Source organism: Marivirga lumbricoides (genome assembly GCF_014636295.1).
In the GTDB taxonomy this organism is placed as follows: domain Bacteria; phylum Bacteroidota; class Bacteroidia; order Cytophagales; family Cyclobacteriaceae; genus Marivirga; species Marivirga lumbricoides.
Genome location: NZ_BMEC01000001.1, coordinates 577,816 through 600,774, shown reverse-complemented (window position 1 = coordinate 600,774; position 22,959 = coordinate 577,816). Strand labels below are relative to the sequence as shown.

The following is a 22,959-nucleotide window of genomic DNA, read 5'->3' as shown; positions in this document are numbered from 1 at the left end:
AACTGAATTCCATGAACCTAACGCAGAAATCTGATAAAACCCTCAGCATTCAATCACTTTTAAATAAAGGAGTAAGCAGAATCGCTCCTCTTTGGTCGCTCGACAGTTTTGTAGCTGTTAATCTATACCTGGGTCTAGCGGATATGAAGTTTCAGGATGCGATGCTGTTTCTGCATAAAAGCAGTAAAGTGGAAGCTACCTTGCCACTTTCCTTTTATCTCAATGCCTTACATGAAGATATTATCAGCAAGCAAGATCTTAAAGAAGCTTTTAGTAAAGATGGATCAGGTATTGTAAAAGAGGTGGATGAATTTTTATATCACCTTCAGGAGATAGATGAGCAGGAATCAGAATTCAAGTTATTGACTTTGGCAGAAGTGGCCAGCAGTATTTACAGCAAGGAATGGAGCAGGTTTATGGTAGATCGTGTTTCTTTCTGGGCTTCAGCCTATTTTGATAAGGATCAGGCGCTTTGGGATACTGCTCCTCGTTCCGCCTCCCTTTTTAAAGCATGGAAAAAAGAAGCAGAAATAGATTTTAGCATGGAGGCAATGGGCTTAAAAGGCTTTAGAAAATTCCTTCGATCATTACCTGATAATCATTTAGAAGCGGCTGAGGTAGCCCTGGAAAAATTAAAGCTTCCTGAGGGTTTGGTGGAGGCTTACTTAACAGGCTTGCTGATGACATTGAATGGCTGGTCTGGTTTTGCTGCCAGAATAGACTGGGATGCCAAATTGCAAAATAAGGATAGCCAGGCACTGGAAGAGTTTCTCTCGATTCTTTTAGTTTGGGAATTATGTTTGAAAGAATTGCTGGAAAGTGATGAGCTCGCAAACGCGTGGAATGCGCAGAAAGTTAAGGCAGACATTCAACTTAAAAAACATAATGTAAATACAGCATTCAATACTCAGCTTATTATGCAGGAGGCATTTGATCTGGCTAACCAAAGAAAGCTGATAACGAAAATCAACACAGAAAAAGTAAGCCAATCAAGAGAAAATAAACCAAAAGTTCAGGCAATATTTTGCATAGATGTTCGCTCCGAGTTATACCGAAGAAATTTGGAAGCGGCTAACCATGAAATTGAAACCATGGGATTTGCGGGCTTTTTTGCTTTCCCGATTAAATACGTGCCGCTTGCGTATCATGAAGGAAGTAGCCAATGCCCTGTGCTGCTTACCCCTTCACATACGGTAAAAGAGGGCCTGGGAAATTCTGAGGAAGAAAAAGCTGCTGTTGCCGGACGTACATTGAGGGCACATCTTCTAAAGGCATGGAAATCCTTTAAACTTGGTGCTATTACGTGTTTTAGCTTTGTGGGACCTGTGGGTTTAGCCTACCTGCCAAAACTTTTTTCCGATTCTTTCGGTTTTACCAGGCCAATTACCCATCCTGATGTTTCAGGTTTAAACAAAAAACAGTTTCAGCATAAGCAGGTAAACATCAACGAAGGGAAGGGAGATGCCTCCGGAATACCCGCTCAGGATAGAATTCAAATGGCAGCCGGAGCCTTAAAAGCGATGTCATTAACCGAAAATTTTGCTGAAACGGTGCTTATAGTGGGCCATGGTTCTTCTACAGTTAATAATCCTCATGCTACCGGGTTAGATTGCGGGGCATGTGGAGGAAATACAGGCGAAGCCAATGCAAAAGTTGCCGCAACAATATTGAATGATCCTGAAGTGAGAATAGGTTTGCAAACCATGGGCATCAGCATTCCTAATACTACTGTTTTTGTGGCGGCTCTGCATGATACCACCACGGATGAAGTAAAGCTCTTCCATACTGGAAATGAAGCTTTTACTATGAAAGAGGAAAACCTGAAGCAAATACAATTTTCACTGAAATTGGCAGGTGAAACATCAAGGAGAGAACGTGCGGTAAGAATGAAGCTTACAAAGGGAAATATTAACAGAAAAGTGCTGAAAAGAAGTACTGACTGGTCTCAGGTGAGGCCCGAATGGGGCCTGGCAGGTTGTTCCTCATTTATTGTTGCACCCAGAAAAAGAACAGAAGGTCTGGATTTTAAAGGCAAAGCTTTTATGCATAGCTACAATTGGCAGAAAGACGAGAATTTTGCTGTGCTTGAGCTGATAATGACTGCGCCTATGGTGGTCACCAGCTGGATCAACCTGCAATATTATGCCTCTACTGTCGATAATAAAAAGTTCGGCTCAGGCAATAAAACACTGCACAATGTGGTAGGTGGACTGGGAGTTTTAGAGGGTTTCGGAGGGGATTTGAGAGTTGGCCTTCCTTATCAGTCGGTTCATGATGGTGAACAATTTCAACACGAACCTCAGCGCTTAAATGTATTTATTGAGGCGCCCATAGATGAGATGAGTAAAATACTAGCCAAAAATGATACAATTAAACAGTTGTGCGACAATGAATGGATCTACCTCTTCGGAATGAATGATGACGGAAAGGTAGCTTTTCAATATTGTGGTGATTTACAGTGGGATATGATTTAAAAAATAGCCGGTAAATTATTGAGCACCATCTGAATATAGATACAAATTTGATGAAACACAGGTAAAATAGCTTCTTTGAACCATATCCTTTTTTTTAAAGAATTTATCAAGAACTATGTATTGTAACTTCTGTAACCCTTAAGTAGGAATAGAAGATCATTCTTTTATTGAAAGAAAATGATCAACTGAGCCTACTTAAAGGATGAGAAGAAATTCAGGTATTTAATTAATGTATTTTTTTAAGAGGTCATATATTATGAGAAATTATAGTACTCTCCCGGTAATGTATAGAGCAATAGGAAATGCATCTGATGAAGTTTTCCAGGGAGAGAAACTTGATTCCCGCATATATTGTCCCCCTTCTTCATAGCCTTTTCCATAAGTGAAAAAAATGTTGTTATAAGTTTTATTACTAAACCAGACTTTTACTACCTCATAGCTAATAATTACATCCTGATCAATAATAATTTTTTCATTACTAAAATCTTTACTTATCCATTTTTGCCCTTTATAACTTTTCATGTATAGTTCTTTACTTAAAATTGTCTGGTCGGGCAGTCCGTTTTTAATATCTTGTATATTAATTCTGAAGAGTATGCTGTCGGTGGAGTTAAATCGCATATGGAAATTCACTTCTTTGAGCATATAAGATAAGCCCTCTGTATTAATCCGAATGCCGTAAGCCATTCCTGTTCCATAAGAGGTTGAATTACTTTGCCCTCTGGTTGTTTTGGTCTTTTTCTTTCTTCCAAGTACCACCTCTTCATTGATTTCATTTGCCTTAATACTAACTTCCTTTAATATTTGTATATCCTCAGAAAGATAGACTTTTAGAAAATCTTCATTAATAGCTTTAATGGCAATGCTGAAAGGTTGGTAGCCCACCATAGAAAAACTTAAACTATCAGCAGAATCATAGTCTTTTATAATCATATCAAATGAGCCATCTTCTCTGGAGATAGTGCCAACGTTTTTACCTGATATTCCGATATTCACAAACGGAATAGCTGATTCGGTCTTTAAATCCATCACCTTTCCACTTATACTGAGTTGTGACATGTCTTCACTATCTGTCTTGTTATATTTGTTATATTGGTCCTTAAGTTTATTCAGAGATGTTTTCATTCCACTTAAATAGGAGTGACCCTGCTGATAGTTTTTCCAAAAAACATCTACAAACAATGGAAGATAAATGAAATGCTTTTGCTGCAGATGAAATTCCATTAGCTTGTCTTCAGCCTCAGTATCTCCCAGCATTTTTCTTATAATAATTTCGCCTGATCGTGTAAAATATTCATTTACTACACCCTTCCAAGATAAATAATTTTGCTCGCGCATTTGCTCTTCAATGAATGTGAAAGCAGGAGCTGTTTGTTCAAAAAGCTCATCTGATAATTGCTTAAATGAAGGATTTAATAAAGAATGCCCTAATTCATGAATATAGATGTCCATCACTTTTGAGGTGTCCGCAAATCCCATTTCTTTATTCTCCAGCGTTTGATGGGTTTGTGCTGATAGCAAAGCAAAAGCCTGTTTCTCATCATTGGTAGCAAATCCCATATAAGGAGGTAAAGTGAGAGATGGATACACATTATAAAGTGCAAATGAATGCTGATAGAATGATTCAGCCATATCAAGCCAATCACCGGAATTAAGTATTCCACTTATTTCATCAGTAGCTGACTGATAGAAAGCACTTCTTTCTTTCCAATAGCTATCAAAATCTATTTCTTTATAGAATTTATTCATTTGTCTTAAAAAGTGGATGGCTATTTCTCTGCCTTCTTGCGGATTTTTATTTTGTGAAAACCCTGCTATATCAGCATCTGATATGTCTTTAGGCAGCCTGGCTTTAGGAAAGTCATCAACTTTCAGGAGTAAGGAGAAGAAATCACTAATCCATAAATGATCAATAAGGGGTAGCATTTAATGTATGGTTTTACTTTCTCCATATTTACCATACTTTCCGAGCAACCAGTTTCCATATTCCCAATCAGGATTGTGCGTATCATATCTCGGATTTTCAGGGTTTTCATACACAATGGTGTACATCATCCCTAAAAGCTCCATGTTTTTATTAGGTTTTACCTGTATTCTATCTTGAGCAAAGCAAGTAGAAAGTCCAAGCCCCAGTGCAATCATCAAATAGTATTTCATAATTATTTTTTGATTGCAAGAAGGTTGAAAGAAAGTATGTAGTCGCCTAATTACCGGTTTTCGGACAAGTTTTTATCTATATTTTTCAGGTATTCTGTAGGTGTGTGGCCTGTAAGGCTTTTGAAGATGGCATTGAAACTTGATTTTGAATTGAAACCTGCATCAAGTGCAATGCTTAGTAGTGTTTGCTTTTTATGCTTACCCGCTTTTAATTCTTCAATTACCTTTTGCACTCTTTGTTGGTTAAGGTAATTTTTGAAATTCATTTGATAAAATTTGTTAACCAAATAGGACAGATATTTAGGAGAAACCTCAATTTCCTTAGCTGCTTGCTTAAGTGTTAGCCCGGAATCCTTATAATAACTTTCCTCCTGAATGTAATTTTTAAAAGCACTGCAATATTTTACATGGTTATAATTGGAATATTGAAGATCAAGAACAGATACAGACGGAGGTTGGAAGAAATTGGGTTTAATATAAGCCAGGTATCCTAGCACAAATAAAGTAGCTATCAGTATAATTTCTACGGCAGTAAAAATCTGATGAGGAAATATATAATCTACCAGCCAAAGCAGGAATACCAGAAAGGAGTAAATATATACTAGCAGGTATTTGGTGGATTGCTTCTTCCATTTCATGTTTATGATTAGGACAAACCCGAGCCAAATCAATGGTGCTATTTGTGTGTAAAATATCCAGAGAACATTGTTATTAAGGAATTGAAAATCAAAATAGTAATAAGAATAATAGCGAATTACATTGACTATAATTTCTAATATACCGGGGATTAATACGATGAAGGTTAGCTTATTGGGTTTATAATTCTCAAATCTTAGCCTGTGCAGAATATAATTAAGGGCTGGAGGAAAAAGTAAATAAGAACTTAAATTCCAACAGGGGAAAGCAAAATCGCTTTGGATAGTACGAGTTTGAATTCCCCAATAGGTCCAGATTTCAATGGAAATTACAAAGAGCAAAATACCGAAAAAGAATCTGAAATAATCTGATTTAACTACACGGCTGATCAACGCAATGCTTAATATGCTTCCCTGGCCTGCAGATAGTATCAAGATTAGGTTACTCAACTATTTATTTTTTTTAAAGTACGATGGTTGTGAAATTAGCTATCCAACTTCCACCGATTAATTTAACATTAAATTTATTGCTAAGATATGCTTCAAATTTAGTGGTATTTTACAATTAACATAAAAGTATAAGCTAAAGAGAATTTACATTTTGGCTTATACTCCATACCTGTATACCTTTCTTAATTTACTTCAGTCAACAGTTTCTCTTTTGGCCACCTTACTTACTTTCAGATTCAAAAGCTCGTCTAGTTTCTCACTATTAAAACCTTCCATTGGAGTGGTTTCTACCTGTAAATTGGCTGCAGCAATTAAAGCAGTACCTAATGCAATGTAAGCGTGTCTACTTGACCATTCAATGTTCCCTTTTTTAGTTTTCTGCTGATCTAAAGCCGTGTGGCTGTGCCCTCCAGCTGGAGGGGACTACAGGGGTGTTTTTCGAGATAGAATAGTTTTCCATTGAAGGAAATCAAGTCTTGTTATATAGTAGCAAAAAGATAGAGAATAAAATTTTGTTTAAAATAGCTTAAAGTGTAATTGAAACCTCAATATTTAGTGAAATTTCTCTTTTTTGAGGCTTTATACTTAGTTTTAAAGTTTAAGGAACACTTATTAAGGTCAGTATATCTAGTTTTTGAGTTCAATTTCATTTTCCATGAGTAGCGTAATTAATACTAACCTTCCCGGATATGGTATGTGCATTCGGGCTTTCTAAAGAAAATAAGCAGATGACAATTCGTTGATTTTTAACCAAACTTATCTTGAGGCAACTTAAATGACTTTTTTGTTTATTTTCTTTACATCTGGATAATTTAAAGAGAATTACTAAGCGCTACAAGAATAAGGTTTATGTAGACAGCGCAAATGGTGTGCCCAATTAATGTCCAAACAAAATACGTAAGCGATAGCAGGTTGTAGTTGGTACGACTTTACTTAAAAGTATATCATTGCTGGAGATAAGAATTCTGTTGCTATATAAAATCACAGCTTAATAGTTGATAATAAAGTAAATAGCATTTTAAACTTAAAAAGGAGTACCAATGAAATATCAAAAGAGAAGTAAAAAAATGACATTTCGGACAGAACATATATTCATTTTAATTTTTGCTTTTATGGTCAGTTGTAACAAGGACTCTACCATATTCGACCCGCCACATCCTTCTTTGCTATCATCAAAGGATTTACACTACTTAGGCTCTTTTAGGCTTGACTATGTTACCGGGCAAGAAGCGAGGTTAGGTTTTTCTGAAGGACGTTTTGCGGTCAGCCCTGAGACTAATTCATTTTTTATTGAAGGAAAGCCTTCCAATTCGATTGCCGAATTTGCAATTCCTGAGTTAACTAATACGACTGTATTATCAGAAATGAAAAAGACAGGGCCTACTTTACAAGAATTTTCATTGTTCAACGATCGAGTGCCTTTCAAAACCCCAAATAACGACATAAGAAATATAGGGGGCATGGAGCTAATTGACGGTAAACTTATTGTGACTGTATTCGACCCCTATGACGCAGCTTCTGCTACTGGGTTTGATGTTGACAACCTGATGATTATTGAAGATCCTTCCGATTTGGCAAACAGCGATGTGAGAGGCTATATCGGGATGAATGATAAAATGCGAGCTACAGGCTGGATGTCTCCTATTCCGCTTGAATTACAAGGTGATTTAGGTGGTAATTACTTAACAGGAGGAGCACGTATGGCCTCCATTAATGCCAGATGGTCAATGGGGCCTAGTGCATATAGCTTTAACAAAGAAGACCTGTTAACTATAGGGTCAGGAGGTACCGTTCCGAATACAAGATTGCAGGAATACCCGCTTCACAATCGCTTAGCCGAAAATTCGTTTAATTACCCTCGGCCATATACTGAAGAGTGCCCTGATTTCGTACATGACGCTAGCAAATGGCGAGGGGAATGTGTTGGTGATAACGATTTATGGACTGAGCTCTCTAGAGGGATTTATGGTGTAATCGTGCCAGGTACGCGTACTTATCTTACCATCGGAAGCACCGGTGGTATTCGTCACGGAATAGCCTATAAAAACACTCCTATCGGAAGGGATGGGGCGTGTTCAGGCGAATGCCCACATGATTGGGACGATTGGGATAACTACATTTGGTTATACGATGTGCAGGATTTGATTGATCATAAGAATGGCCTTACAAAAGAATATGAGGCCAGACCTTATGAGTACGGCCCGATAGTAGTACCGGTTCAAGATCCGGATAACGATGGACATATAGCTACCATTATTGGCGCTGATTATGATGAAATAAATAACAGGCTTTACATATCACTAAAGGCAGATACAGAAGGAGGCTATGAGACTATTCCTTTAATAGCTGTATATGAAATAGCTTTGTAGGCACTCCATAGTGTGTGTGAAGACCTTGGGAATATCCAATACCCTTATGGTTTATGTAAGGGTATTGGCATGTTTTCTCATTTTTCTTTTTGGTTGGTGACTGCCGTCTTGTGCCTGTCCTCCTCCTCTTTTTTGTATAGCAAACACCTAAAATTTGAAACATTTAAGAATTATATCTTTTGCTTTATTGCTAACAGGTTTTTCATTACTTGGAAATACCGCATCTGCCCAGAAAACGCCTCTTGTAATCAATCCTATTCTTAATCGTACTTACAATTATGAGCTTGAAATGGTTTATAAGGATCTGATTAGCAAATACGGCCCTTTAGGCACTACTGAAATGTTACTACACTTTGATTACACTGTAACTTTTATTAATGCCGATTTTGATTATTATTTTCAAATCGTTGGTTTAAAAGGGTACTCTAAAGTCAACTCTTCCGATGAATACTTTAACACCTATGAAACTACCCATATAAATAAGAAGAATAGCAAACTGTATCAACTTGTGGGTAAGCGTTTTTTAGTTTCTCATGAGGGTAAAATAAGTATGCCTGATAGTGCGGACAAATTTTGGGAAGAACTAATAGATGAAGAAATGTTACATAAGTTTGTTGATTTTAATCAAACGGCAATTCCCACTCCTAAAAGTGCAAAAAAAATAAAACAGGGAATGATATGGGAAAGTGCCGATTCTATGTTGGTACGAAAAAGCAGATATATTCCTTTTTCTTATAAACACAAGGTGAAAGAGGTCTCCAGAAAATCTATTCATGTCACATCTACCGGAAAAGGGCTTTTCTCTGGTAAAGAAATAGAGGCTGGGCAAAATATTATTCTTAATAAGAAAGACGGCATGCTGTTAATGGCCAACCAATATTTACAGCTAGATGGTAAGATGGAATTGTATACCAAAATTAAACAACAAGGTGTAAACTCCCCCACTTTGCTCGAGGAGATTGACTATTTCTCTATGATACGCAATGATAACTACTATAAGTACTTGATGAAGTCCATGTATAAAGAAAGTAGTGACCGAAATGATACTTTGCCCGAATTTCCACCTATGCCACATTACACCGACCTACAGCTTAATACAATAATAGATGCTTATACTGATAGCCTTCATTTTGCAAAACATGAAGGTTACGACCTCAGCATATATTACAAAGGCTCAATTGATTTTGATAAAGATTTTATAACCAGTCCTATGAGAGGTGTATATGTTAAGTCGAAATCTGTTCGTGGAATTACCAAAGAAGGAGATACTATATCCTATCAACCAATACTTAAGAGATATATTGGCTCATATGATACTTACTCTAATATTGGGCCATTTCAAAAATCACCTTACACACGAGATGCAGAACTTACTCAGTGCCTTGTTGACCTGGATATTTTTATTGCAACAGGAACGCACAAAACCAGGTTGTCAGCTGGTGATAAAATAAAGGATAATTTTGAAATTAAATCAACAGATAGCACACTCACCCTCAAGTATTATCCCAGGAACCAGTATTTCTATACACCTATTCCTATGTACTCTTTAAAATGTTACAATGCTAAAGGTGAAGAGTTGCATTATAGACCCACTATTCCGTTTCAAAGTGATCTGACTACTCAAAATCATGTGTTTACAGCTGCGGAATTAGCAGAACTATATGCCAACCTTGAATTGAAAGACTTAAATGTAACTCAGTCTGTTTTAATCGAAGTAAAAGACCTGGATCATATTATTCTGGAGGTCTTTGATAATGTACGTCAGTTTGAAAGAAGTATAGTGATTACCCATTAGAGTAAAACATAGCTTATGAAAAACCCCATAACCAGAAATTTCAATAACTTTTAAATAGAAACCTCAACAATGAAAAAGCAAATATTAGCGATCTTAATTTGCAGTTTAATTTTATTATCCTGCAAGAAAAACTCTGACCCTGGAATAATATATACAGTCAGTAATGTCAGTACTGTGGCCCCGGCAGGTATTATAAGCTGGGAAGATATAGAGGCTGGTTATAAGGGGAGTTTTTCCTTTCCTACGGGCAGTGAAGGAGTGAAAGACCAGAATTTCTCCTATTCCTATGGAGCCTTTTGTATGCTAGACCATACATCTATAATTCTGGAAGGGCATACCTATTCTAAAGATGTAAGAAAATTAATTTTGCCAGGCAACCTAAATGGTGCCGAAGCTACTGTTGAAGGAAACTGGTTTGAGCCAACAGGTAATTTACAATCAACAGGAGAAACAAGCAACGGATATTATAGGTTAGGCGATTTGTTAAATATTGATGACCGGATATATTTTACGAAATATGTGTGGTATAATGGGAGTGGGGAGGATTATGACAGCTTTGGTTATTTGCAAAAAGGAACTTCTTATGATAATGGAACGGCACATGGAATGTGGAATGCTGATCATGAGTTAGCCCATAATATGCGGATTGGTGGCTACTTATGTCAGGCTCCTGCCAATTTAAAAGCGAAAGGGGTTACTTTTCTAGCCGGACAAGAAGGGGTATCCGGAGCAGCTTTGGGACGTTGGGGACCAAATCTTTTTGCTGTAAAATTTGATGATACTAAACCTGTGGGGGAAGATATGACGGCAATCCCATTGGTCGTGCATAGCTCTGAAAGCACAATGCCCCAGTATTGGTGGATGGCCAACAAGGTACATTCAGCTGTCTGGATAGAAACAGAAAGCAAACATGGGGTTATGATTCTCTTTGATAGGGGATATGGTGACACTTGGTATGGTGAAGCAAATGCAAACAACCCGCCAGATCCTTACGGTGGTGGCAAGGGATACCATTCATCAGGGAAACAACTTGTTGCCTGGGTATATGATCCTGTTGATTTAATGAAAGTATACAATAACGAAATGGCACCGCATGAAGTAGAACCTGTTTATGAAAAGATTTTATATGATTTAAAACCAGGTGATAGTAGAGGTGAGGAAACCAGTTACAGCTTTTTACATGAAAATAGAGAGACAAGAATGGACATCAAAGACAATAGGTTGATTCTTTTGCAAGCAAGCTTTGGCGATCAACCAACCGGTTATGTAGTTGATTTGTAAAATATAAATAAAGCCTTCCTGTCATACCTCTGGTTGAACATGGTCTCCAGATCGCTCGGTTGCATGTCTGCATGAACAAGAAAATAAGTTTAGCATTCAGACATGCATACCAGCGGAGAATTAAAAGAGCCAGTGCTCTCCTGTCTCTCTCGATTAAACGATCAAGCATCTAAACCGCACAACGTTTTGTGATATTCCAAGGGATAGCCTTAGGTCTTGGCTACTTAGAGAGGGAAAAAAGTCGTGGTCTTTAAGGACTTTGACTTTGTACTTCCCAGGTGGATTTTGGAAGGATGTTCCCTACAGGGTTCTTTCACATCCTTCCAAAAAAGGTACAAGTTGTTCGTATTAATTAAACTTTGTTGAGCTAATCACTGAGTTTCCGATACATTTGAGGAAAAATTCTCAGCTCTAATTTTTTCAACAAAACTTAGATTGAGTTTACTCCACCAAAACCTTTAGTATAGAAATCTGATGGTTTGTTTCCGCTTTAATTATAAAAAGGCCTTTGTCCTGTAAAACAATGTTTTCTGGTTTTGAGAGTTCTTTTTCAAAAACTATTTTGCCATCTATGCTCATAATCTGTACAAAGGTTTTGGCATTTAACTCAATTGTAAATTGTCCGACAGAAGGGTTCGGATAGACTTTTATAAGCTTAACCGCATGTTTTTTATCTATTGAAGTTACTATAACACGTGTAGTAAAATCGATGGTAATATCAGATTGTAAATTGGTTATTCCCTTATTTTCAGGAGAAAATAGGTAGCCATCTAGTTCCGGTATGATGGTACCAGACCAGTTTTCAGATTCGGTAGTTGAGAAGTTTCCATTCTCATCTGTCAGTACAGGGTTGGTAAATCCATTGAGTTTTACACTTGCTAGTGGATTTCCCTCTTCATCCAGAATTTGACCACTTATTGTATAAATGATGGTTTCAGGAATAGTATGCTCTAATATCACAGACTGAATAATATCAGTAGCATCAATCTTAAATTCACCAGCATAATCATTAAAACCATCAGCAGAAATGGAATAGTTGTAAGTGCCGTTTTCAAGTTCATCAATCACAACTTCACCATTTTCATCGCTCAGATAGCTTTCTTCATTGAATTCAATTTTTGCGTTTTCTATTGGCGTAGTGCCATCTGAGATATTGAAGGTGATGGAATAAAGTGTTTCTTCTTCTACAGGTATAAGGGTGATGTTTTCTATGAGAGGAGCATCATTAATGGTAAATTCACCAGAATAATCCTCAAAACCATTTGCAGATATAGAATAGCTATAAGTACCGTTTTCTAGTTCATCAATGCTTACTTCTCCATTAGCATCACTTAGATAATTTTCATCATCCATTACAATTTTGGCATTTTCAATTGGGTTAGTGCCATCGGAGATATTAAATGTGATGCTATGCTTTTCTGTATCTACAGTTGAGGCTATAAAGTTGTTTTCGGTTGAATCTTTATACAATTTATCAAACTCAATATAGGCGGGAGAGAAGTTAAATTTACTATCCACTGCACTTACTTTGCCAGACCAACCTCCTAATACTTCTACTGAATAATGCCCGTTTTCATCTGTTTTCACCTCACCTGGAAAACCTACTACAGGCGTATTTTTAATAGGATTTCCTGCTTTATCGGTAATTGAACCTTCTAATAAAATTTTATCAGATTGAGCCAGTCTAATACCAGCATAAGTAATGTATTGGGCACCAGCTAGATATTCTCTTCTTTTTATTCTAAATATTGTCTCAAAAACACCATTGGTTCCTCTAACAGATGGTCCTAAATTTGATCTAGTTTGGCAAACAGGATTAAATGAATCACTTATGCTATAATAGTTTTTATTATAATAATCCTGACAGATTTCAGCCACATTGCCTGACATATCAAAGATGCCTAATTCATTTGGTTTTAAAGACCCAATGTCAGATGTATTCTTACCATGTACTGCCACTTCAGTATAATCATTGCTACCAGCAAATTTGTAACCTTCACTTTTATTGCCCCCTAAAGCAGCAAACTCCCATTCTGCTTCAGTTGGTAATCTATAGCCAGCCCAATCTGCAAATTTTAAAGCACCATCATGATACATATGGCGAACAGGATGATTAGCATAATTAGGATCCACTTCAAAATTAGTTCCGTTCCAGATAATTGGGGCATCATACCCGGGTTCATAGCCAATATTATCTCTTTCTGATAAATCGCGAGTAGCATCAAAAACCAAACAAAGTGTGCTGCTATTATTGAGCACAACTGCCTGATAGGGAAATGCTTTTTGCCTATGTGATCTTATTGAATTTACTAAGCTTGTAAAAGGTAATATAGCATTTAAAAATTTCACATATTGCTGGTTGGTAACTTCATATTTACCTATTTTGTAATTGCTTAGGGTTACAGCATGAGCAGGGTTTTCATCTGTGATATCCCACCAAATTTCAGTACCTATATCTGTAGTTAAAATATATTCTTCTGTAGCATCAGATTGTCCCATCATAAAAGTGCCTCCTTCCACTTCTACCATATCGATAGAAAAATTTGTTGGTGCATTATTCCAGCAAGAAAAATAAGAGATTGCTGAGGTGTCTGCTATTCCTGTTTCATCTTTTACGACCATCTTCCAGTAAAGCATTCCATAGGTGCTAAATGTATGTTTATAACTGGTGGTTTGCAGATTAGTGGCAATAAGTGTTTGCGGATCAGGCTCTGCTGAAGCATAAATATCATATTTGAGTACATCTCCATCTTTATCATAAGCTTCTTCCCAATTGAAATTGATCGTGAAACCAAGGTTTTGGGTATCTAAATTCATCATTAATGGGTCAGGAACGGGATAAATCAAATCACCTATTTGAGGTGGGTCATTATAATAGTTCCCAATGGTAAAACTATTGCTTTCAGAAATGACTGCCTCATTACTATAACCGTCAACTGCTGCCACTGAAAACTGATAGTTTAATTGGTCTACCAGTTGATACGGGATAGTGTAAGTGGTATCCGTAATATTACTTGCAATAATTGAAGCATTATTATTTTCTCTTTTTAAATAAACACGGTAAGAAACAGCATCTCCATCAGGATCGGTACTTTTATTCCAAAGTAAGGTAATGTTTCCATTTTCAGTGATGCTTCCGTCTGCCGGAGAAATCAATTTTGGAGCAGTGGGTAGTTGGTTAGCCCGTTTAGGTTCACTTGTTTTAAAAGTAAAAACATTGCTTTCCAAATTGAGTCCGGATGCACTTTTAGCGACTATTTTCCAGTAGTAAGTGGTATTGGTTTCAAGTGTGTCTTGTATGTTTATATAGCTGGCAAAGTATAGTTTGTCATCCCCATCTTGAACATTGCCTGAAAAGCTAAACTCAGTGCCATCACTATTGAGAGGTCCATCTACAATTTCTATAGCTGATCTGTAAATGGGTGGGCTTGGGTCTTTACCAAGATAGATATCATAGGTAAAAGTTGCATCGGTATTTTTAGGAATGAACCATTCTAAATATATCATAGAAGTATCCACTTTATCAAAATTATCAGATGGGTTATAAGCATCTGGTGGAGTGGGTTGCGCATTTGTTAAATGCGTGATGCATACTGCTATTGACAATAGGAGTAAATATGCTTTCATTTTTTTAGATAATAATGAAAAATTATTCTTGATCGATGCAGTAAATTTGTTGCCGTTACTGCTTCTCAGCAAGCCATGATGAGTGCCAGTTTACGAAGTGCCTTCGTCTCTGCCTACACCAAAACTAATTAAATTTACAAAATTTTTCCTTAGCACTTCATCCAAATCATTGCGCAAAAACATCATCCTGGCGGAATGGGGTTTAGCGCATAGGAAAAGGGTGATGGCGAAGGAATAGAATATTCATAATGAAATCTGATTTAAGTAACTGATAATAAGCGATCTATGTTTCTTGATAATGTGGTGCTTGCAGCATGCTTGAAAAAAAGCGAGAAATATAGGTGATATTTCTTCTAAAATGAGAACTTAGTTATAAAAGTGAAGCCATGATTGTATTTGATGAACAGAATACACAAACCAGAGAACTGGCAATAATTCAGTGGTATGAGGAGGTTTTTCCTGTAGCAGCTTTATATATTAAGCGTAAGGGAGGTGAATTGGAGGAAGCCAAAGAGGTTTTTCAGCAGGCAATAGTTTTATACTATGAAAAACTGATGCTTAAAGATTTCAAGCCACAAGTAAGTGATAAAGCTTACCTGATGGGAATAGTGAAAAAGCAATGGTTAAAACATCGTCAGCAAGTTGTAGGCAATGAGCGTATTGAACAAATAGAGATATCTGAAGATAATATTCAAATACCCCTCACTCATAAACTTTTGCTGTATCTGCAAAAATCAGGGGCAAAGTGTATGAATTTGCTGTAATCTTTCTACTACGAAAAGCTTTCAATGAAGCAGGTGGCAGGTCGCTTTGGTTATAAAAGTGAGCGTTCAGCTACGGTGCAAAAATATAAATGTCTGGAAAAAATAAGAGAAGAGATAAAGCAAAAATCATTACACTATGAGGACTTCTTTGAATGAAACTTTGGAAATAGAAAACTTACTGTTGCAGCAGGGGAATCTTCCTGATCGACTGCTTACAGAGGCAAAAACTTTAACCAATGCTGAGCTGAGGAAAACAGCAGAATGGCAACTGACTGCTTACGAGGTAATCCGTTTACACGGTAGACAAAAGCTCTTACAGGAGATTCGGCAAGTAGAGCATCAACTGTTTTCAATGTCCAAGTACCAGTCATTTCAGCACCGAATTATGTCAATATTTAAATTTAAAAGATGATGAGTATTCAATCCGGATTAATTCCAATGGTGATAGATCAGCATAGCAGAGGCGAACGCGCTTATGATATATTCAGTCTGCTTTTGAAAGAAAGAATTATTTTTTTAGGCTCAGCCATTGATGATCAGGTAGCAAATGTGGTGGTAGCTCAGCTGCTTTATCTTAACAGCCAAAACCCGAAACAACAGATTGATATGTATATTCAGTCCCCCGGAGGCTCTGTTTATGCAGGTTTAGCTATTTATGATGCTATGCAAATGATATCGGCCCCGGTTTCTACAGTGGCCGTTGGCTTTTCCGGTAGCATGGGCACTGCTTTGCTTACCTCGGGAGCCAAAGGTAAAAGGTACGCGCTGGCACAGGCTACTATTCATCAGCATCCTACAGGAGGTGGCGCTAAAGGTTATACTGAAGATGTGCGAATAGCCATGCATGAGCAGGAAAGACTGCAAACCCAATTATTCCATATTATGGGTAAAAACAGCGGACATACCTGGAAAGAAATAGAGACCTTTTTTCTACGCGATCGCTACCTCAATGCTATAGAAGCAAAAGAATTTGGCTTTGTAGATGAAGTGCTGGGAGATACTTCCAACCTGATCAAGATGATGAATACTGAAGCAGGTGTTAGCTTTTATGGTAGTAGACTTAATTAGGGAGCTCATGATAAATACAGTACTGTTCGATAACCAAATAATATCCCGATTGTTCTGGACAAGTCTTGCTAAAACCGAGCGGGCTGGTCGACAAAAAGACGAGGAGCGCGTTGAATTGTAGCGTGGTAGTCCGTCAACTGACGGATCTTGATTTTTTGTATCTTTTTGATCAAGTCATCGCAGTTATTGGAACTGAACTTCAAATGAGATAACTTGCCGCTGGTCAGCGATTGTCGACTTCCAGCTTTTTGAACTCATCCCGAACCCCGCCAGCTGGCGGGGCCCACCCTTCTCTTTTATGAAGAGAAGGGAATATTTGCAGCGGTCATTGTTACGTAACAATAGTAAGTTTAATGAATAATATCGATTTTTACGAGATTTCTCCCCTCTCTCCTCAAGAGAGAGGGGACAGATTTGTCAAAGACGAATCAAGAGCCTGCCAGCCCTTTGGCTGGGTGAGTTCTGCAAAGGTGGCTTTGCAACTATCCGTTTAAGCTACTTATATAGTAGCAAAAAGATAAAGAATAAAATTTTGTTTAAAATACCTTAAAGTGTAATTGAAATCTCAATATTTAGTGAAATTTCTCTTTTTTGAGGTTTTATGCTTAGTTTTAAAGTTTAAGAAACACTTATTAAGGTCAGTATATCTAGTTTTTGAGTTCAATTTCATTTTCCATGAGTAGCCTAATTAAATACATTTATTAAAAGAAAAACTATTCTACGAATATTTATCCGCTAACTTTCGAATTTTATTGGCTGAATTGCTTACATGTTTAAAAAAATGGTTATCTGTTTTCATAAGATTTTGAATTTCATCAGCAACTCTCATTATGTGGTCGTCAACATCTGCCATAAGTAGATAATTGCATCCTGCTTTTAATGCTTTAATGGCCATATCTTCGATCGAATCGTGCCGTATACTTGCTTTGGTATCCAAATCATCACTCAAAATAATTCCTTTAAACCCGATTTCGTTACGTAGCTTTTGGATAACTGTTTTTGAAATTAATGCAGGATTTTTTTCATCTATTGTTCAACAATAGCAGGGCCTACCATAAGCATTTCCACATTACATTCGCTGGCCGTCCTAAGTGGTAAATAATTCTCTTCAACCTCAGTAATTGAGGCATCCATTATTGCATCAATATTTGTTGCTGGATCTAATTCTATATTACAATATCCTGGAAAGTGTTTTGCCGTTGCAATTACCTTCTCTTTTTGAACTCCATTTAATAAAGGCCGCTGATATTTTAATCAACTCATAGACATCTGTTGTCCATGTTCTTCCCAGTAACCAGGGATTCTTACCTTTAACAATATCTAATGTAGGGGCCAGAAAACAATTAACTCCCATTTCCCTGGCCTCAATAGCTATGTCTGAACAAATTGACTCCAAAGCCGTAGGATTCATCAATTTTACCTCTTTTCTAGTGGGTGTATTTGAAGATAAAACATGCAATCTATTAATGCCTACCAGCTCCTGGTCAACCGCAACAATTAAGCCTGGCTGAATTTTCTTTGCTTCATCAATCAGTTGCTTAATAGCTTCTTGAGTTTCATTTTGTTGTCTTTCAGCGCTCATCTCTCTATTTACATATTCCTCTCTGGTTTCAGCAAGTAGAATTGAACAGCCACCATTTGTAAGAAAATTTCTAATTGTAAGGCTTAACGATAACTCCGTAAAGGCAGGCAGTAGTACGGCATAAGAATCCTTTATAATCTGTTCTTTTATAGTCATTATATTAGGTTTAGGTTTTCAGATTTCTGATAATTACACATGGATTCCCTGCTGCAAACACATCGGAAGGAACATCTTTTGTCACAACACTTCCTGCACCAATTATGCTTCTATCACCTATACTTACTCCCGGGCAAATGATGGCACTACCACCAATCCAAACATCTTCACCGATAGTAATAGGTTTTGCAAATTCCAGTCCTGATGCACGCTCTTTATAATCTATGGGATGTGTAGCTGTATAAACCTGGACGTTGGGTCCAAACATTGTTCTACTACCAATTTTGACTCGATTAACATCTAATATCACACAATTGAAGTTAAAATAGACATCATTGCCAATCTCGATGTTTTCACCATAATCACAGTAAAAAGGTGTTTGTATATACAAGTTGACTCCGGTGTTGGGAATCAACTTTTTCAAAAGATCCACTCTTTTTGATGCTTCGTCCTCTCTCGAATCATTCAATTCTTTTAATAATAATCTGGCTTGCAAGCGATCATTTGATAATTCTCTATCAGACGGATCGTATAGTTCGCCCATCAACATTTTTTGCTTTTCTGTTTTCATTATTCTGCAATTTCGACCCAATTGCTTTCGCAATCCTCAATAACACTTTCGTAATACCCATCACCCGTAGTTCGAGGTTCTCCAACAATATGATAACCATCCTTACGAAATCTCTCAGTTAAGCGATCAACTTTACTTTTGCTCCCCACTGAGATTGAAAAATGTGTTAATCCGTAAGATGTAGAATGTTTTCTGTCCAGATCTTCTATCTCTGGACGACTCATAATTTCTAATCTTGTTTTAGCCCCCGCAAATGATAAAAAATAGGAAGAAAAACACTTTTGGGAATTTGTATATTTCTCACTACACTGCATCCCAAAATACTTGGCATAAAACTCTTTTATAATTTCAAGGTCTTTTGCCCAAATGGCTACATGTTCTATTTTCATGCTGTATTATATTTAATATTACAGCACAAAATTAGAGCGAGAAAATTTTTAAGAATTGTATATTTTAAACACTAAAATAATTTGAAATTATAGTTAATGATTTGACTTTGTTTATCCGTCTGTTTTATTAATGCTTTGTAATTTGATGGCGTTTGATTTAGAAATATCTTAAATTCCCGAATAAAGTGGGCCTGGTCAAAATACCCTGAATTTGCTCCTATTGAAGTGAGACTATCTTCACTGTCAATTAAACTACATAATGATTTGCGGAACTTTATGAGTCTCTCAAACCCTTTTGGGCTTAACCCTACTATTTTGGTGAATTTCCGGTTAAGTGATGTATAGTTTGTTTCTGATTTTTTACAATAATCTTCAATGGTATGTGTTTCATCCTCCCATCTGAATTGATTGTAAAAGTTCATGATAGGAGAGATGTCATCATAAGATTTTTGACAAAAAAGCTCACTTAGTAAGTTATACAGCTTATCAATCTTATTAGTATCACATTCGTCCATAGGAAAATCAATAGTTTTCTTTATTTTTTCAGTGTCAGGAGGATAAGGAATGGAATTATTAATCAGTTCTTTCCCCTGTAACTTAACAAACGGATACAAGCCAAATGCAAAAAATCTGATGCCAATCAATTTTGTATTAGCCGGGTAGGTTAAAACTGTTTTTTGAGTTGATATACCTTCTATTTGAGGTGTATTTATCCGGATTTGATTTCGATTAAATTTAGAACTATTAAGAGGAAAAACCAGATTAACATATTGATTGGGGGGAATTACCAGGTTCACTTCTTTTTCAAAATTATCTGCAATCCAAATTCTTTCAATTAAATCAGAGAATCGTTCGGGCTTATATGTTTCAATGTTTAGCAAGTCGGTCTCTCTTTAGATTCTGACTAACGTAAATTTAAACAATTGGTAATAAGTCATTTGTAAATCCAATATCTTCATTAGTCAGACCGAATTTATCGATTTGTTTTTTAATTCGCTTGACCAATCGGAGTTTTCTTTTCTGGTCTGGGAATAGATATTCTTCCAGATTGAGATAAGGAATACACCATGGTGAATAAATCTGGGTTGAAGACGCCAAATGCATGCAGATTCATTTCGGATTGCCCTATAGCCTCCCAATGCTAGCTGCTACCTACATCGACATCCCCTGCATGCGGATGAACGACTTCCATTGAGATTGATTCCTGTTTCATAATTAGTAAATAAAAAATTAAAGCTCTACGAGGATGTGCTTTTGGCAATAAAATGCTCTGAACGGGGTTGCTGTATCAGCACTGCCACTAAAGTAATCGCAAGCATCCCAACCAGGATTGCGCCCGTGTTTCCCGCATAAACAGGAGTAACAGTTTAAAAAGTAAATGGAATCCTATAAGGAGGATTGCTTACAAAGATTAGTCTACCCAGCGGATGAGAAGGGGCACCCCCGATAAAAAAGTCGGGGCAGATTGTGGGATTATAGCTCATGGCCGTCTACTCTTGATTGGATGTTCGGCTTTATTTCTTTATGCTAGTTTTACAAAGTCGTCTTCTAACTTTACGTGAAAGTTGATATCAGCCTTCAATGCTTTAAAAACTTTCATAATAGTATCTATAGTTGCGCTGTTAGCGCTACTTTCTAATTTAGAAATTTGGGATTTTTGAACTCCAATAAGTTTACCTAATTGTTCCTGAGTCATATTTCTTTCTTTTCTCGCAGACTTAATCATTTTGCCTAACACTTCCATTTTCAATTCATACTCATAGGAATCTCTATCAGGAGTTCCCACTTGGCCGATATATCTGTCCTTCATCTCAGACAATGTTGTCCTTCTCATTTCCTTGGTAGCCATATCATTTATTGTTTTTTTTGTCTTCAAAGTATTTCATTCTGATAACAACTGCTCTATCAATCTCCTTTTTAGGAACTTTATCGGTTTTCTTTATAAACCCATGCGTTGCCAAAACCAATGTCTCTTTGTTCCCTTCCTTATCCCAAAACGCTAGTAAGCGAATTTGTATACCTAAATACTTGGTTCTAAATTCCCAAATGTCTTTTTCTAATTTTTTAAATAGACCAGGATCTTTTGTTTGCTCTGCTAAATCAATATTATAAAGTACTTTCTTGATAGATTTCTTATCAAGAGTGGCTACAAAGTCTTCTGCATCATTAAGGAAAATAGTTTCAAAGTATTTCATTAACAACTGCTTATTGTAACATTTCAAAAGTAGAGAAAGTTTCTAAATATAGCAACTTTATAAATAGGCTGACACCTAACGCCAAGCTATCTGCTGTGTGTTCAGAGATAGCTCGAAATATAGCGGAACTACCAACCCCGCAACAGTATCCACGATTCACTGCGTTTCACAAGTACAAGTCCAGAACCAAAGAAGCTGATAAGAGCGATGATGTCTCAGAATGGGCAGAGCAGCGGTCGAGTCCAGATACACTTTAAAAAAGCAGATTGACACATGGCAGATCAGAGATTGTTAGGGTGAGTTTATTACTGTTTGGTTCCAACTATTTCGTATCTGAACCGGCACGAATATTCAGTGTTGGTATCTTCAAATGAGCATGTTAATTCCCCATTATAAATATACTTTCCTTCCTCTTCAACTTTGAATTGTATGTAAACAGAACTTACAATTAATTCATATTCAATTGAATAGGTTGTCCGTTGTGCAGAACTCTCAAATTTTAAAGAGTATAGTTGGGGAAGTTCACCATTTGATCCGTGGGTAGCGTTTTTATTTCTTTTTCAATTAGTTCATACAATTCGTTCTCCCATTCTATACCCGAAATATTTGGGTATTCAGAATTCGTTCGAAAGTCTCTTGGGCTAATTATTACCTTAACACCATTGTTTATTGCCTTCTGTGTTAAAAGGAACACTTCTTCAATAGCTTCATCACCAATCGGAATGCACCCAATAGTTGCTGATTTACCGTGTATAAAAATATCTCCGCCCATATTAGCAATGTCCGATAGTTCAGTTTTAGCCTTGTCAAAGTCGTTTGGGTAACTCACTTTTATGGAAAGATAGAATGAGCTGTTAGGATTTAGATATTCAACCTCATAAATCCCTTCTGGTATCTGCTTGTCGCCTTCTTTTAATTTGGGTCCAAGATTACCGCTGAATGCAGTAAACGGATACTCCTTAATGAACTTAATTCCATTGTAATCCTTTGAGTATACCTGTAACACTCTTTCTTCTTTAAATGCTGCTAAGATAATCTCCTTAGGAAAGTCCATTTTGTAACCTGCCATATTCAAGTTGTTTTCAAGTCGGCTCCATACTTCTCCCTCGATGGCAGTAGTTCTTGATTCAACAGTCTCGTTACCCTTCATCTTATTTATCGCAGGCATATAGACTGACCTACCATATTTCAAAAAGATGGCGACAGCTATGATTAGTCCTACTGCTAAAAGTATCTTTCTGTTCATTTTTCTCAAATGCTACCCAACAATTGGCTAAATACACCTAAAGGTTCATTTAGCTACATTATATTTTCTTACTAACCGACAACAAACATTTACAAATGCTTAATACCAGCTTGGCTTTAATAGTTATTAACATACTTTCTTCCTACTTCAAATCCTAACTATTTATCAAAAACCAATGAAAAATACCTGGAAGCAGGTCT

Annotated in this window: 20 protein-coding genes and 1 pseudogene; 7 read left to right on the top strand and 14 right to left on the bottom strand. The window is 36.8% G+C overall.

The genetic code is table 11. From position 1 onward, the window contains the following. Positions 1–11 precede the first annotated feature (11 nt). Entirely contained in the window at positions 12–2,474 is a 2,463-nt protein-coding gene (locus IEV85_RS02550; protein WP_188460211.1) for a YbcC family protein, read from the top strand. Positions 2,475–2,738: 264 nt separating this feature from the next. Here the strand turns inward: IEV85_RS02550 and IEV85_RS02545 are convergent, their stop codons facing one another. From IEV85_RS02545 to IEV85_RS02530, 4 genes and pseudogenes are all read right to left on the bottom strand, one after another. Next, complete coding sequence (locus IEV85_RS02545) at positions 2,739–4,400, bottom strand: carboxypeptidase-like regulatory domain-containing protein (protein WP_188460210.1); 1,662 nt, start codon at positions 4,398–4,400, stop codon at positions 2,739–2,741. Continuing rightward, positions 4,401–4,631, bottom strand: a complete 231-nt coding sequence (locus tag IEV85_RS02540) for a hypothetical protein (protein ID WP_188460209.1) — start codon at positions 4,629–4,631, stop codon at positions 4,401–4,403. A 50-nt stretch (positions 4,632–4,681) separates the two neighbouring features. Next, on the bottom strand, positions 4,682–5,716 hold the full coding sequence (locus IEV85_RS02535; RefSeq protein WP_188460208.1) for a helix-turn-helix domain-containing protein: 1,035 nt from the start codon (positions 5,714–5,716) through the stop codon (positions 4,682–4,684). A 192-nt stretch (positions 5,717–5,908) separates the two neighbouring features. Beyond that, positions 5,909–6,088: pseudogene (locus tag IEV85_RS02530) on the bottom strand (nitroreductase family protein); the annotation flags it as partial. 668 nt (positions 6,089–6,756) lie between these two features. Between IEV85_RS02530 and IEV85_RS02525 the strand changes: the two are divergent. The 3 genes from IEV85_RS02525 (at position 6,757) to IEV85_RS02515 (ending at position 11,161) form a co-directional block, all read left to right on the top strand. Further along, positions 6,757–8,085 carry a hypothetical protein gene (locus tag IEV85_RS02525; RefSeq protein ID WP_188460207.1) on the top strand — a complete coding sequence of 443 codons (1,329 nt, stop codon included), beginning with the start codon at positions 6,757–6,759 and terminating at the stop codon, positions 8,083–8,085. 154 nt (positions 8,086–8,239) lie between these two features. Then, a complete protein-coding gene (locus IEV85_RS02520; RefSeq protein ID WP_188460206.1) occupies positions 8,240–9,880 on the top strand; it encodes a hypothetical protein in 1,641 nt (546 codons plus the stop codon). Between the two features lie 69 nt (positions 9,881–9,949). Continuing rightward, positions 9,950–11,161, top strand: a complete 1,212-nt coding sequence (locus IEV85_RS02515) for a hypothetical protein (protein ID WP_188460205.1) — start codon at positions 9,950–9,952, stop codon at positions 11,159–11,161. 441 nt (positions 11,162–11,602) lie between these two features. On the opposite strand, the gene IEV85_RS02510 is transcribed toward IEV85_RS02515, so the two are convergent. Further along, positions 11,603–14,788, bottom strand: coding sequence for an SUMF1/EgtB/PvdO family nonheme iron enzyme (locus IEV85_RS02510; RefSeq protein WP_188460204.1), 3,186 nt, complete (start codon positions 14,786–14,788; stop codon positions 11,603–11,605). Between the two features lie 386 nt (positions 14,789–15,174). Between IEV85_RS02510 and IEV85_RS02505 the strand changes: the two genes are divergently transcribed. From IEV85_RS02505 to IEV85_RS02495, 3 genes are all read left to right on the top strand, one after another. Beyond that, positions 15,175–15,552, top strand: coding sequence for an RNA polymerase sigma factor (locus tag IEV85_RS02505; protein WP_188460203.1), 378 nt, complete (start codon positions 15,175–15,177; stop codon positions 15,550–15,552). Between the two features lie 136 nt (positions 15,553–15,688). Next, on the top strand, positions 15,689–15,964 hold the full coding sequence (locus IEV85_RS02500; RefSeq protein ID WP_188460202.1) for a hypothetical protein: 276 nt from the start codon (positions 15,689–15,691) through the stop codon (positions 15,962–15,964). Then, the gene (locus IEV85_RS02495; protein WP_345259114.1) at positions 15,961–16,620 is read left to right on the top strand and encodes an ATP-dependent Clp protease proteolytic subunit; all 660 of its coding nucleotides are present in this window, start codon (positions 15,961–15,963) and stop codon (positions 16,618–16,620) included. Before IEV85_RS02500 ends, IEV85_RS02495 begins: the two co-directional genes overlap by 4 nt. Before the next feature lie 718 nt (positions 16,621–17,338). Here IEV85_RS02495 and IEV85_RS25185 read toward each other — a convergent pair. The 9 genes from IEV85_RS25185 to IEV85_RS02450 all read right to left on the bottom strand — a co-directional run bounded on the left by IEV85_RS25185 (position 17,339) and on the right by IEV85_RS02450 (position 22,759). After that, positions 17,339–17,650 carry a glycoside hydrolase family 3 N-terminal domain-containing protein gene (locus tag IEV85_RS25185; protein WP_188460267.1) on the bottom strand — a complete coding sequence of 104 codons (312 nt, stop codon included), beginning with the start codon at positions 17,648–17,650 and terminating at the stop codon, positions 17,339–17,341. Continuing rightward, entirely contained in the window at positions 17,647–17,826 is a 180-nt protein-coding gene (locus IEV85_RS25180; RefSeq protein ID WP_188460266.1) for a hypothetical protein, read from the bottom strand. Before IEV85_RS25180 ends, IEV85_RS25185 begins: the two co-directional genes overlap by 4 nt. Next, entirely contained in the window at positions 17,792–18,358 is a 567-nt protein-coding gene (locus IEV85_RS02480) for a glycoside hydrolase family 3 N-terminal domain-containing protein (RefSeq protein WP_188460201.1), read from the bottom strand. The genes IEV85_RS25180 and IEV85_RS02480 overlap by 35 nt, the downstream gene beginning before the upstream one ends. 10 nt (positions 18,359–18,368) lie before the next feature. Next, positions 18,369–18,929, bottom strand: coding sequence for a sugar O-acetyltransferase (locus tag IEV85_RS02475; RefSeq protein ID WP_188460265.1), 561 nt, complete (start codon positions 18,927–18,929; stop codon positions 18,369–18,371). Beyond that, on the bottom strand, positions 18,929–19,318 hold the full coding sequence (locus IEV85_RS02470; protein WP_188460200.1) for a VOC family protein: 390 nt from the start codon (positions 19,316–19,318) through the stop codon (positions 18,929–18,931). The genes IEV85_RS02475 and IEV85_RS02470 overlap by 1 nt, the downstream gene beginning before the upstream one ends. Positions 19,319–19,389: 71 nt before the next feature. Beyond that, the gene (locus IEV85_RS02465) at positions 19,390–20,199 is read right to left on the bottom strand and encodes a helix-turn-helix domain-containing protein (RefSeq protein WP_188460199.1); all 810 of its coding nucleotides are present in this window, start codon (positions 20,197–20,199) and stop codon (positions 19,390–19,392) included. Between the two features lie 641 nt (positions 20,200–20,840). After that, positions 20,841–21,167, bottom strand: coding sequence for a helix-turn-helix domain-containing protein (locus tag IEV85_RS02460; protein WP_188460198.1), 327 nt, complete (start codon positions 21,165–21,167; stop codon positions 20,841–20,843). 1 nt (position 21,168) lies between these two features. Continuing rightward, a complete protein-coding gene (locus IEV85_RS02455; RefSeq protein WP_188460197.1) occupies positions 21,169–21,513 on the bottom strand; it encodes a type II toxin-antitoxin system RelE/ParE family toxin in 345 nt (114 codons plus the stop codon). A gap of 499 nt (positions 21,514–22,012) precedes the next feature. Then, positions 22,013–22,759 (bottom strand): L,D-transpeptidase family protein, encoded by a 747-nt coding sequence (locus tag IEV85_RS02450; protein WP_188460196.1) that lies wholly within the window; start codon positions 22,757–22,759, stop codon positions 22,013–22,015. Positions 22,760–22,959: the final 200 nt, after the last annotated feature.